Raw genomic sequence first — 12216 nt, forward strand, 5'->3', positions numbered from 1 at the left:
GAACCGTCATGGATTTGTCATTGAACTGTCGCCCGGGCTTCATGCTAGCTTGCACACCAACAACAAGAACCGCGTGGACGCGAGCCCGCGGAAGGGAGATGACATTCATGACGATCCAGACCCGTATCCTGATGACGGCGGCAGCGTTCGCGCTGGCGGGTGCAACGCCTGCTTTCGCCCAGACCGAAATCCAGTGGTGGCATGCGCTGACCGGCGCCAATAACGACGTCGTGGTGAAGCTCGCGGACGACTTCAACGCCTCGCAGAAGGACTACAAGGTCGTCCCGGTCTACAAGGGCTCCTATCCCGACGCGTTGAACGCCGGCATCGCCGCCTTCCGCGCCGGCCAGGCGCCGCACATCCTACAGGTCTTCGAGGTCGGCACCGGCACGATGATGTCGGCCAAGGGCGCGATCAAGCCGGTCTACGAACTGATGAAGGAAGCCGGCGAAAAGTTCGACGCCAGCGCCTATCTCCCGGCGATCACCGGCTATTATTCGACCGCGAAGGGCGACATGCTGTCCTTCCCGTTCAACTCCTCCTCGATGGTGATGTGGTACAACAAGGACGCCTTCAAGAAGGCGGGCCTCGACCCCGAGAAGCCGCCGAAGACCTGGCCGGAGGTGTTCGACAACGCCAAGAAGCTGAAGGCGGCCGGCTACGACAAATGCGGCTTCTCGAATGCCTGGGCGACCTGGGCGAACATCGAGCAGTTCGGCGCCTGGCACAACATCGCGCTCTCGACCAAGGTCAACGGCATGTCGGGCTTCGACGCCGTGCTGAACTTCAACAAGAGCCCGGCCTTCCTCAAGCACTGGACCAATCTGGTCGAGCTGCAGAAGGACAAGACTTATGACTATTCCGGCCGCACCAACAATGGCGAAGGCCGCTTCACCTCGGGCGAATGCCCGATCTTCCTGACCTCGTCGGGCTTCTACGGCAACGTCGTCGCGAACGCGAAGTTCGCCTGGGGCAATGCGGCGATGCCGTATTATCCGGATGTGCAGGGCGCGCCGCAGAACTCGATCATCGGCGGCGCCTCGCTGTGGGTGATGGGCGGCAAGAAGGCCGAGGAATACAAAGGTGTAGCGAAGTTCTTCACCTTCATCTCGGACGTCGACCGGCAGGCCAAGCTCCACACCGAGTCGGGCTATCTGCCGATCACCAAGGCGGCGTATGAGAAGGTCAAGGCGTCCGGCTTCTACAAGGACAAGCCCTATCTCGAGACGCCGATCCTGGAGCTGACCAACAAGACGCCGACGGACAACTCGAAGGGCCTGCGCTATGGCAGCCTCGTGCAGATCCGCGACATCTGGTCGGAAGAGCTGGAAGCGACGCTGAACGGCCAGAAGTCGCCACAGGCGGCGTTGGACGCAGCAGCCGAGCGCGGCAATCAGATGCTGCGCCAGTTCGAGCGCACCGCGGCGCGGTGAACCCTCCTGTCATTCCGGGGCGGCCCGAAAGGGCCGAACCCGGAACCCACGACGGGGTAGGTCCTTCGGACTGCTCCGCTGACAACTCTCACCCAGTCGTGGGTTCCGGGTTCTTCGCGACGCGAAGCCCCGGAATGACACCCTTAACGTGATAGACCCATGCAGAAGAACGCGTATTTCAGAGGGCTGACGATCCCGCTGCTGCTGCTTTTGCCGCAGCTGGCGATCACCGTCGTGTTCTTCTACTGGCCGGCGACGCAGGCGGTGTGGCAGAGCTTCCTGCTGCAGGATGCTTTCGGCACCTCGACCGAGTTCGTCTGGTTCGAGAACTACCAGCACCTGTTCTCGGACCCCGGCTATCTCAAGGCCTTCATCAACACCGCGATCTTCTCGACCTTCGTCTGCGTGCTGTCGCTCTCGATCGCGCTGCTCTTCGCGGTGATGGCGGACCGGCAGATCCGCGGCGCCGAAATCTACAAGACCCTGCTGATCTGGCCTTATGCGGTGGCGCCCGCCATCGCCGGCGTGCTCTGGCTGTTCATGTTCGATCCGTCGCTCGGCATGCTGGCGCGCGGGCTGCAGTCTCTCGGCATCGCCTGGAACCCTCGCCTCAACGGCAATGATGCGATGTTGCTGGTGATCCTGGCCGCGACGTGGAAGCAGATCAGCTACAATTTCCTGTTCTTCCTTGCCGGCCTCCAGTCGATTCCGAAAAGCGTGATCGAGGCTGCCGTGATCGACGGCGCCAAGCCGATGCGGCGGTTCTGGACGATCGTCTTCCCGCTTTTGTCCCCGACGACATTCTTCCTGCTGACCGTCAACATCGTCTACGTGTTCTTTGATACCTTCGGCATCATCGATTCCGTTACCGGCGGCGGCCCCTCCGGCGCCACCGAGACGCTGGTCTACAAGGTGTTCTCAGACGGCAAGGGCGGCTCCGATCTCGGCGGCTCGGCGGCGCAATCCGTCGTGCTGCTGGTGATGGTGATCGCGATGACGGCGGTGCAGTTCAAGTTCATCGAGCGCAAGGTCAGCTATTGATGGCCTCCGTTCCGGCTTCCGTATCAGCTGCGCCCTCCCCGTCATGGTCGGGCTTGTCCCGACCATCCACGTCTTCGCTGGTCGAAGGTCGTGTTCAAGACGTGGATGCTCGCCACAAAAGCGAGCATGACGGCACGCGGGGATCTCGCCGATGACCAGCGTCCTCTGGATGGACCTCACCGCCGAAGAACTGCGGGCGAAGGCGGCGGCGGATGCCGTGGTCGTGCTGCCGGTCGCTTCTGTCGAACAGCACGGGCCGCATCTGCCGGTCGGCGTCGACACCATCTTGTGCAGCGGCGTCTGCAAGGCTGCGGCCGAACGGGCCGGCGATATCGGCATCGTGGTCACGCCGACCTTGTGGTGCGGCATGGCCGAGCATCACATGGCCTTTGGCGGCACCTTCACCTTTGACATCCCGACCTATCGCGCGGTGCTGCTTTCCCTGCTGAAGAGCATCGAGCGGCACGGCTTCCACCGCGTGCTCATCGTCAACGGCCATGGCGGCAACATCGCCGCGCTGACCGCCTTCCTGCCCGATTTTGCCCGCGAAACGAGCCTGCATATCGAGGCGACGACGTATTTCCTGCTGGCCGAGGCGGCGCTGCCGCCCTTGCTCGAGGACCAGACAGGCGTGCAGCACGCCTGCGAGGTCGAGACCTCGATGATGATGGTGCTGGCGCCGGGCTGCGTGCGCGAAGCCAGGCTTACGGAGGCTCATGGCGCGCGCGATGGCCTGCCGGGGCGACCGACCGTAGCGCGGCACCGCTCGTTCCAGGAGATGACGCAAAGCGGCGTCATTGGCGATGCCCGCCGGGCGAGCCTCGCCAAGGGCCAGGCCTGCCTCGACGCCTGCGCTGATGCGCTCGCCGACTTGCTGCGTGAGATGGGAAGGGCCGGCTGATGGTTGAGGACCGCCGCCTGGGCGACGCGATCGCCTATGTCATCCTAACGATCGGCGTGCTGATCGTCGCCTTTCCGGTCTGGATCACCTTCGTCGCCTCGACATGGGATGCGTCCACCGTGATCAACGGCCAGATGCCGCTCTATCCCGGCCCTTATCTTATCGAAAACTACAGCCGCATCCTGTTCGTCGGCACCTCGGGCACGACGCGCGAGCCGGTCATCGGGATGATGGTGAACTCCTTCATCATGGCGATGGCGATCGCGCTGGGGAAGATCTTCATCTCGGTGCTCTCGGCCTATGCGGTGGTGTATTATCGCTTTCCGTTCCGCATGACGGCGTTCTGGATCATCTTCGTCACGCTGATGCTGCCGGTCGAGGTGCGGATCTTCCCGACCTTCAAGGTCGTCTCCGACCTGCATATGCTCGATACTTATCAGGGGCTCGCCGTTCCGCTGATCGCGTCCGCGACCGGCACGCTGCTGTTCCGGCAGTTCTTCATGACGATCCCGGACGAATTGCTGGAAGCCTCCAAGATCGACGGGGCCGGGCCGTTCAGGTTCTTCAAGGATACGCTGCTGCCGCTCTCGATGACGACGATCGCGGCGCTGTTCGTGATCCAGTTCATCTATGGCTGGAACCAGTATCTCTGGCCGCTGCTGGTGACGACGAAGGACTCGATGCAGACCATCGTCATCGCCATCAAGAAGATGATCGTCACCGCCGACGCGCTGACGGAATGGCAGCTCGCCATGGCCACCGCCATGCTGGCGATGCTGCCGCCCGTCCTCGTCGTCATCGCCATGCAGAGGCTCTTCGTGAAGGGCCTGGTAGAAACCGAGAAGTAGTCCGCGAATGGCCCAGGTCACACTCACAAACGTCAAGAAGGTCTATGCCGGCGGCGTCGAAGCCGTGAAGGGCGTGTCCTTCGACATCCCGGATGGCGGCTTCTGCGTGCTCGTCGGCCCCTCCGGCTGCGGCAAGTCCACTTTGCTGCGCATGGTCGCGGGGCTGGAGACGATCTCGTCCGGCGAGGTCGCGATCGGCGACCGGGTCGTCAACCAGATCGAGCCGGCCGAGCGCGACATCGCGATGGTGTTTCAGAACTACGCGCTCTATCCGCATTTCAGCGTCTACGACAACATGGCCTATGGCCTGCGCAACCTCGGCACGCCCAAGGACGAGATCGACCGGCGCGTGCGCGAAGCCGCGCGCATTCTCGCGATCGAGCCGCTGCTGGAGCGGCGGCCGAAGCAGCTCTCGGGCGGCCAGCGCCAGCGCGTCGCGATGGGCCGCGCCATCGTCCGCAAGCCGCAGGTATTTCTCTTCGACGAGCCGCTTTCCAACCTCGACGCCAAGCTGCGCGTGCAGATGCGCGTCGAGATCAAGAAGCTGCAACGCTCGCTCGGCGTCACCTCGATCTACGTCACCCACGACCAGGTCGAGGCGATGACGCTGTCGGACAAGCTCGTGGTGATGAATGCCGGCCAGGTCGAGCAGATCGGCCTGCCGGCCGATGTCTATCGCAAGCCGGCGAGCAAGTTCGTCGCGACCTTCATCGGCTCGCCGCCAATGAACATCCTGACCGGCACGGTCGACGGCCACGGCATCGTGGCGCTGGGCGACGCGATCCTGGAAGCGCACGACATGCGCGAGGACCTCGCGCCGAACACGGCCGTCGAGGTCGGCCTGCGCCCCGAGGATGTCGAGATCGCCTCGGAAGGCGAGGCCGGTTCACTGCCCTTCGAGGTCGAGTTCATCGAGGAGTTGGGCGCGACGCAGCTCTTCCACGGCAAGCTCGCCGGCCGCGCCTTCGTGATGCAGGCGGCGACCGGCGAGGTCGCGGTGCAGGAGGGGCGGTTGTGGGTGACCGTCGATCCCGCCAAGGTGCATGTCTTCCACGCCGAGACGGGAGCAAGGCTGGGTAAGGGCTAAAATTCCGGATTGGTAGGGCCCACGCTACCAGAGGCGTGACGGCGAAGCCGTCGAAGAGTGCTTCGTTCGAAACCAGCACCATGTCTTCGGCTTGAGCTTGCGCGATCAGAAGGCGGTCGAACGGATCTCTATGCGCGATGTTCATCTCGCCCGCGCGCATCGCGTGATGAATGGTAATGGCCAGTTCGATAAAGCCCTGATCGGCGATGATCGCCTGGAACTCCCGTGCGAGCAGCGAAGCATCCGGCAGCTTGCCGATGCGGAATTTGGTCGCCACCTCCATGGCCGAAGCGGCGCTGACGGCAACGCTGTTATTCTCGTCTCCGATAGCCTCGCGAGCTTGGATGCTGAGCGAACGATCGCCCGCAAGCCACCAGATCAACGCGTGGGTATCGAGCAGCAGCCTCACGCGATATTCCAGTTTTCGATCTCGTCGTCGGGAAGCGGTTCGTCAAATCGCGCGTCGATGGCGATCTTGCCTTTGAGCGCTCCAAAACAACGCTTGCCGATCGGTCTCACGGGCACGAGACGGACCGCCGGCACGGTGCCGCGGGCGATGATGATTTCGGCGCCGTCCAGCGCCTCCGCGATCAGCTTGGACAGATTGGTCTTTGCATCGTGAACCGAGAATTGGGCCATGGCGCCTCCTTAGCTAAGAAATTAGCTAAGTTACGCATTGTGCGCAATAATCCTGTTCAAGCCGCCAGATCGGCCACCAGCGCGTCGAGCAGGAGCGCGCCGTCCGGCGTCGCGGCCAATCGGCCTTCCGGACTGCGGGCCAGCAGCTTCTCGTCGATCAGGTCGGCGACGCGCTTGGCGCTCAGCGAGCGTCCCGATAGCGCCTCGAAGACCTGCGGGTCGATGCCTTCGACCAGGCGAAGCCCCATCAGCAGATATTCGTCGCCCTGCGCCTCGGCGTTCAGCAATTCGTCCTCGACCAGCGCATGACCCTCCACCTCGACGCGGTCGAGCCAGATTTCAGGGCGCTTCTCGGTGGATTGGGCCATGCGGCCTTGCGCCGTCACCAAGCGGCCATGGGCGCCGGGGCCGATGCCGGCATATTCGCCATAGTGCCAGTAGACGAGATTGTGCCGGCATTCGGCGCCGGGCCGGGCGTGGTTGGAGATCTCGTACACCGGGAGTCCGTGCTTCGCGGTGATCTCCTGCGTGATCTCGTAGAGCACCGCTCCCGCCTCGTGATCGGGGATGGCGAGCTTGCCGGCACGGAACAGGCGCTCGAACGCCGTGCCGGGCTCGATGGTGAGCTGGTAGAGCGAGAGATGCTCGGCCGCGTGGCTGATCGCCAGCTCCAGCTCGGCACGCCACAGCGCCGGCGTCTGCGCGGGCGAGCGGGCATAGATCAGATCGAAGGAATAGCGCTCGAAATATTTGCGCGCGATCGCGACGGCCGCCAGCGCCTCTTGCGCGGAATGCATCCGGCCGAGCGCTTTGAGATCGGCATCGTTCAATGCCTGCACGCCGAGCGAAACCCGGTTGACGCCGGCGGCGCGGAAATCGGCGAAGCGCCCGGCTTCGACGCTGGTCGGATTGGCTTCGAGCGAGACCTCGCAATGCGGATCGACAGCCCAGTGCTCGCCGATCGCATCAAGGATCGCGCCGACCGTGCGCCCCTCCATTAGTGAGGGCGTTCCACCACCGAAGAAGATCGAGGAGACCGTGCGGCCGGGCGCCAGCGCGGCGCGATGGGCGATCTCGCGGCGGAAGGCGGCGATATAACGGGCCTGATCCGGCGGCTGCAGCCGGACATGCGAGTTGAAGTCGCAATAGGGGCATTTCGCCAGGCAGAACGGCCAATGCACATACACGGCAAACCCCGCATCCGCGGTGGGATGCGAGGCGGGCGGCCGCTCGGTCAGGGCGGCCGGCACGCTCATGCGGGTTTCCTCAGGCAGGCGGCGGCGAGCGCATAAAAGGCCCGGGCGCGATGCGACAGGCCGGGCGAGCCATCGGCGGGAATGCCGTGCTTCTCCTGCGAGGTCAATTCGCCGAAGGTCTTGTCGTGGCCCTCCGGCAGGAAGACCGGATCGTAACCGAAGCCGCCGGCGCCTTTGGCCTGCTCGGTCACGGTGCCGAAGACACGGCCCTCGAACAGCTCCTGATGGCCGTCCGGCCAGGCGATCACCAGCGCCGAGACGAAATGCGCCCTGCGCTTGTCGGGTGTCAGCGCGCCCCGCTTGGCGAGTTCCATCTGAACGCGCGCGATCGCGGGGGCGAAATCCTTGCCCGGCCCGGCCCAGTTCGCGGAGAACAGGCCGGGCGCGCCGTCGAGTGCATCAATGCAGATGCCGGAATCGTCCGAGAGCGCCGGCAGGCCGCTGGCCCTGGTCGCAGCCACCGCCTTGATCGCGGCATTCTCGGAAAACATCATGCCGTCCTCGACCGGCTCGGGCAGGCCGAGTTCGCCAGCCGAGACCAGCTCGACGCCATACGGCGCCAGCAGCTCGCGCATTTCGCGCAATTTGCCCTGGTTGTGGGTCGCGATCACTACTTTGCCGGTGAGGAGGCGATGGGTGGTCATCGTTTGAGTATCCTATGGACCCTCTTAGTCATCCCGGGCTTGACCCGGGATTCATTCCAGAACGCTCCCGATGGAGGTTCGGGCATGGATCCCGGATCTTCGCTTCGCTACGTCCGGGATGACGCCGTGTTTTATGATTGCCGTTACGCCACAGCCGCTTTCTGCAGCGCCACAAGTTTGCTCACGCCGCCCTTGGCGAGCTTGAGCAAGGCCATCAGCTCCTCCTCGGAGAACGGCGCGCCCTCGGCCGTGCCCTGCACCTCGACGAGGCCACCCGAGCCGGTGATGACGAAGTTGGCGTCGGTCTGGGCGCCGGAATCCTCGACATAATCGAGGTCGAGCACCGGATTGCCAGCGACGATGCCGCAGGAGATCGCCGCGACATGGTCCTTCAGCGGGTTGGTCCCCTTCAGCAGATTGCGGCCTTCCATCCATTTCAGCGCGTCGTGCAGCGCGACCCAGGCGCCGGTGATCGAGGCGGTGCGGGTGCCGCCATCGGCCTGGATCACGTCGCAATCGACGACGATCTGGCGCTCGCCGATCGCGGTGAGATCGACCACAGCGCGCAGGGAACGGCCGATCAGGCGCTGGATTTCCTGCGTCCGGCCCGAAGGCTTGCCGGAGGTGACCTCGCGGCGCGTGCGCTCATGGGTGGCGCGCGGCAGCATCGAATACTCAGCGGTGACCCAGCCCTTGCCGGTGCCGCGCAGCCAGGGCGGACCCTTTTCCTCGACGGTCGCGGCACAAAGCACCTTGGTCTCGCCGAACGTCACCATGCACGAGCCCTCGGCATAGCGCACGACGCCACGTTCGAGCGTGACCTTGCGCATCTCGTCGGCGGCGCGTTTGGAGGGTCGCATGAAGAGGTCCCGATCTTTATGAGAAGACGCGGCTTTTAGGCGCTCCCACCCGGCGGGGCAAGGCGTGCAGGCGCCATGCCCCTTGATTGCCCGCGCGGCATGACGACAATAGGTCCGTCAACGAGGATGAGCCCGTAAAAGGCCGATGAGCGCGCAGACCACCCGCCCGGACCCCGCCAGCAGCCTGATCGAAACCGATCTGCGCTCGCGCGAGATCTTTCGGCAGATCATCGACGGCTATATGACGACCGGCGAACCCGTCGGCTCGCGCAACATCGCGCGGCTGCTGCCGATGGCGCTGTCGCCGGCGACGGTGCGCAACGTCATGACAGACCTCGAACTGGCCGGGCTGATCTACGCGCCGCACACCTCGGCCGGGCGTCTGCCCACCGAGCGGGGACTGCGCTTCTTCGTCGATGCGATGATGGAGGTCGGCAACCTGACCTCCGAGGAGCGCAAGCGCATCGAGGTGCAGATCAAGGCCGCGGCCGGCCAGCGAAGCCTCGACCAGACGCTGACCGAGGCTTCCGCGATGCTGTCGGGCCTCTCGCGCGGGGCTGGCGTCGTGGTGACGACCAAGGCCGACCCCCGCTTGAAGCACATCGAATTCGTCCGGCTCGACCCCGCGCGCGCGCTGGTCGTGCTGGTCTCGGAGGACGGAACGGTCGAGAACCGTCTGCTCGCCTTGCCGCTGGGCCTGCCGGCCTCGGCCCTGACGGAGGCGGCGAACTTCCTGAATGCCCGCGCGCTCGGCAAGACCCTGGGCGAGTTGCGCGGCGAGATCGGGATGCAGCGCGCGGTGATGGAGCGCGAGCTCGACACGCTGACGGCGAAGCTCGTCGAAAGCGGCATCGCGACACAATCGGGCCCCGGCAATGATCGCCATCTGATCGTGCGCGGGCAGGCCAATTTGCTGGAGGATCTCCGGGCGCAGGAGGATCTCGAACGCATCCGCCTGCTCTTCGGCGATCTGGAAACGCAGACCGACATGATCGACCTGCTGACGCGGGCCGAGGAGGGCGACGGGGTGCGAATTTTCATCGGCTCTGAGAACAAGCTGTTCTCGATGTCGGGCTCCTCGATGGTGGCCGCGCCCTTCCGCGACGCCGAGCAGCGCATTGTCGGTGTGGTCGGCATTATCGGGCCGACACGGCTGAACTATGCCCGCATCGTGCCGATGGTGGACTACACGGCCAAGGTCGTCGGGCGCATGCTGGATGGCGGGCGGTGAGGCTCGCCGCCATCGCGCTCGGAGCCTTCTTGATGACAGCAAATGCCGCCAACAGCGCGCCGGCCCTGACTGCCGCGGCCGAAGCGGGTCGCTCCGCCGAGATCGAACGGCTGATCGCCTCCGGCGTCGATCTCGAGGCGCGCGATGGCCAAGGCCGCACCGCACTGCTGCTGGCGGTGGCCGGGAACCATGTCGCGATGGCGAAGGCGCTGCTCGCGGCTGGCGCCAGCCCCAACACGCAGGCCGCCAACCGCGACACGCCCTGGCTGCTGGCCGGTGCTTCCGGCCGGACCGAAATCGTCGCCGCGATGCTGCCGCTGAAGCCGGATCTGGCCTTGCGCAACCGCTATGGCGGCAATGCGCTGATCCCGGCCTGCGAGCGCGCCCATGTCGAGACGGTGAAACTATTGCTCACCAGCGGGATCGAGCTGAACCACGTCAACGACCTCGGCTGGACCTGCCTGCTGGAAATCGTGATCCTAGGCGATGGCGGGCCGCGCCATCAGGAGGTCGCGACGCTGGTGCTCGCCGCCGGCGCCGACCCGAACCTTGCCGACAGGGACGGCGTTACCCCGCTTGGCCATGCCAAAGCGCGCGGGCAAAGCGCGGTGGGACGCCTGATCGAGCAGGCGGGCGGGCGCTTAAGTCGATGAGTTGGCTTTGCGGGCGGAAACCGCTATCGAGCGGCAGGTTTCTCTTCGCATTCAGGCCAGACCCATGTCCGACCAGCTTCCCGACCGTCTCTCCGTCAACCCGGACAGCCCCTTCTATAATGAAGCGGTGCTGGCGCGGGATGTCGGCATCCGCTTCAAGGGCGTCGAGAAGAACAATGTCGAGGAATATTGCGTCTCCGAAGGCTGGGTGAAGGTCGCGGCCGGCACCGCCAAGGACCGCTTCGGCAAGCCGATGACAATCACGCTCAAGGGGCCGGTTGAGCCTTATCTGCGCAGCGAAGGCAGTGAAGCCAAGGAAGACTGAGCTTCTTTCACGCGGCCATTCGGCGTCATTCTCGGGCGCCGCATAGCGGCGACCCGGGAATCTCTTCGAGGATGAGACACCGGAACCTCCCTCTGTGAGAGATGCTCGGGTCAAGCCCGAGCATGACGCCCGCTCACGCCAGATTCTTGAAGAAAAACGTCGAGCCGCATTCGGCGCCGTCCGGCATCAGCGCGTAGCGCGGGATGGTGCCGAGTTCGGTCCAGCCGAGACGGTTGTAGAGCCGGCGCGCGGCGCCGTTCTCGTCGGTGTCGAGCACCAGCAGGTCGCGGCCGTTTTTGCGCGCGATCTCCTCGGCTCGCTGCATCAGCGCCTCGCCAATGCCCTGCCGACGTACCCGGGAATGCACCAGCACCTTGGCGATCTCGGCTCGATGCGGCTGGTTCGGCTTTCCGATCAGGTGAAGCTGCGCCGTGCCGACGACGTCCGCCTCGATGCGGGCGACCAGCAAGACGACCTGCCCCGCCGCGACCGCCGCGATGAGTTCCCGCCAATAGCGCTCGTAATCGGCGGGCGTGTTCCAGGTCATGAAGCCGACCGACGCACCGTTGGCGACGCAATCCCGCAGGATCTCCGTCAAAGCCGGGATAGCGCCCTCGACGGCCATCGCGTCCAGACTGTCGATCGTCGAAGTCGTCGGAGTGGTCATGCGGCGTGTCCTGGAAAAATGCCGCTGCCGGCGGCGAGAATGACGGCATAGCGCACGGTCGCGCTGCCCGGATTGCGGTAAACGATCGGCCCGCGCAGATGCATCTGCAGGCAGTCGCCGGTTGCGAGGTCGTAATGTGCGCCGTCAACCGTGAGGTCGAGGGGCCCCTGAAGCACCCAGATCTGCTGATCGAGAGCCGGCGCGCCTCCGGCGCTGTCCAGACGGACCTCGGCCCCGGCAGGCAGTTCGACCTCGACGATCTCGAAGCCCGAACCGGTGCCGCGCGGCGAAACGTTGCGGCGCAGATAGCCGCTCGCCGGGTCGCGCCAAGCGGGTTGAGCGGCGTGACGGGCGAGCGGGCCGGAGCCGCTTTCCTCCTGCAGCAGTGCCGACAGCGAGAGCCCCAAGGCCGAACCGAGCCGGACCAGCAGGGCGGCGGTCGGGCTCGATTCTCCCCGCTCGACCCGGGAGATCATGGCGCGGCTGATACCGGCGCGCAGCGCGAGTTCTTCGAGCGTCAGATTGTGGTGCTGACGGGCAGCCCGTAGGCGCTCGCCAAGCCGGCGATCCAGATCGGGATTGTCTGCAAAACTCATATGCGAGAATTATTCTTATATCTTGGAATTAGCAA

The 12216-nt window shown here is 64.9% G+C and carries 14 protein-coding genes and 1 pseudogene; 8 read left to right on the forward strand and 7 right to left on the reverse strand.

The window, feature by feature from the left end; translation table 11 throughout:
* The first annotated feature begins 107 nt into the window (after positions 1-107).
* The 5 genes from ugpB to AC1DR6_RS16195 all read left to right on the forward strand — a co-directional run bounded on the left by ugpB (position 108) and on the right by AC1DR6_RS16195 (position 5310).
* A complete protein-coding gene (ugpB, locus tag AC1DR6_RS16175) occupies positions 108-1433 on the forward strand; it encodes a sn-glycerol-3-phosphate ABC transporter substrate-binding protein UgpB (protein WP_476830275.1) in 1326 nt (441 codons plus the stop codon).
* A gap of 159 nt (positions 1434-1592) precedes the next feature.
* Positions 1593-2474, forward strand: a complete 882-nt coding sequence (ugpA, locus tag AC1DR6_RS16180; RefSeq protein WP_476830276.1) for a sn-glycerol-3-phosphate ABC transporter permease UgpA — start codon at positions 1593-1595, stop codon at positions 2472-2474.
* Positions 2475-2625: 151 nt separating this feature from the next.
* Complete coding sequence (locus AC1DR6_RS16185; protein ID WP_476830277.1) at positions 2626-3375, forward strand: creatininase family protein; 750 nt, start codon at positions 2626-2628, stop codon at positions 3373-3375.
* Entirely contained in the window at positions 3375-4223 is an 849-nt protein-coding gene (gene ugpE / locus AC1DR6_RS16190) for a sn-glycerol-3-phosphate ABC transporter permease UgpE (protein ID WP_476830278.1), read from the forward strand. Before AC1DR6_RS16185 ends, ugpE begins: the two co-directional genes overlap by 1 nt.
* Before the next feature lie 7 nt (positions 4224-4230).
* Positions 4231-5310 carry a sn-glycerol-3-phosphate import ATP-binding protein UgpC gene (locus AC1DR6_RS16195; RefSeq protein ID WP_476830279.1) on the forward strand — a complete coding sequence of 360 codons (1080 nt, stop codon included), beginning with the start codon at positions 4231-4233 and terminating at the stop codon, positions 5308-5310.
* 112 nt (positions 5311-5422) lie between these two features.
* On the opposite strand, the pseudogene AC1DR6_RS16200 reads toward AC1DR6_RS16195, so the two are convergent.
* The 5 genes and pseudogenes from AC1DR6_RS16200 to rph all read right to left on the reverse strand — a co-directional run.
* A pseudogene (locus AC1DR6_RS16200) lies at positions 5423-5719 on the reverse strand (type II toxin-antitoxin system VapC family toxin); the annotation flags it as partial.
* Positions 5716-5949 (reverse strand): type II toxin-antitoxin system Phd/YefM family antitoxin, encoded by a 234-nt coding sequence (locus AC1DR6_RS16205; protein ID WP_476830280.1) that lies wholly within the window; start codon positions 5947-5949, stop codon positions 5716-5718. The pseudogene AC1DR6_RS16200 and the gene AC1DR6_RS16205, both read right to left, overlap by 4 nt.
* Positions 5950-6005: 56 nt before the next feature.
* Positions 6006-7205 (reverse strand): radical SAM family heme chaperone HemW, encoded by a 1200-nt coding sequence (hemW, locus tag AC1DR6_RS16210; protein ID WP_476830281.1) that lies wholly within the window; start codon positions 7203-7205, stop codon positions 6006-6008.
* Positions 7202-7849, reverse strand: coding sequence for an RdgB/HAM1 family non-canonical purine NTP pyrophosphatase (gene rdgB / locus AC1DR6_RS16215; protein ID WP_476830282.1), 648 nt, complete (start codon positions 7847-7849; stop codon positions 7202-7204). Before rdgB ends, hemW begins: the two co-directional genes overlap by 4 nt.
* Positions 7850-7992: 143 nt before the next feature.
* Positions 7993-8709: a ribonuclease PH gene (gene rph / locus AC1DR6_RS16220; RefSeq protein ID WP_476830283.1), complete on the reverse strand. Its 717-nt coding sequence runs from the start codon at positions 8707-8709 to the stop codon at positions 7993-7995.
* Between the two features lie 145 nt (positions 8710-8854).
* Between rph and hrcA the strand changes: the two genes are divergently transcribed.
* The 3 genes from hrcA to AC1DR6_RS16235 all read left to right on the forward strand — a co-directional run bounded on the left by hrcA (position 8855) and on the right by AC1DR6_RS16235 (position 10918).
* The gene (hrcA, locus tag AC1DR6_RS16225; protein ID WP_476830284.1) at positions 8855-9940 is read left to right on the forward strand and encodes a heat-inducible transcriptional repressor HrcA; all 1086 of its coding nucleotides are present in this window, start codon (positions 8855-8857) and stop codon (positions 9938-9940) included.
* A 32-nt stretch (positions 9941-9972) separates the two neighbouring features.
* Positions 9973-10593, forward strand: a complete 621-nt coding sequence (locus AC1DR6_RS16230) for an ankyrin repeat domain-containing protein (RefSeq protein ID WP_476830285.1) — start codon at positions 9973-9975, stop codon at positions 10591-10593.
* A gap of 64 nt (positions 10594-10657) precedes the next feature.
* Entirely contained in the window at positions 10658-10918 is a 261-nt protein-coding gene (locus AC1DR6_RS16235; protein ID WP_476830286.1) for a DUF3297 family protein, read from the forward strand.
* A gap of 133 nt (positions 10919-11051) precedes the next feature.
* On the opposite strand, the gene AC1DR6_RS16240 is transcribed toward AC1DR6_RS16235, so the two are convergent.
* Together AC1DR6_RS16240 and AC1DR6_RS16245 are read right to left on the reverse strand one after the other, a co-directional pair.
* Positions 11052-11585, reverse strand: a complete 534-nt coding sequence (locus AC1DR6_RS16240) for an N-acetyltransferase family protein (protein ID WP_476830287.1) — start codon at positions 11583-11585, stop codon at positions 11052-11054.
* On the reverse strand, positions 11582-12181 hold the full coding sequence (locus AC1DR6_RS16245; RefSeq protein WP_476830288.1) for a helix-turn-helix domain-containing protein: 600 nt from the start codon (positions 12179-12181) through the stop codon (positions 11582-11584). Before AC1DR6_RS16245 ends, AC1DR6_RS16240 begins: the two co-directional genes overlap by 4 nt.
* Between the last annotated feature and the right edge of the window lie 35 nt (positions 12182-12216).

The sequence above is a fragment of the Allobosea sp. P5_A5 genome (assembly GCF_056400625.1).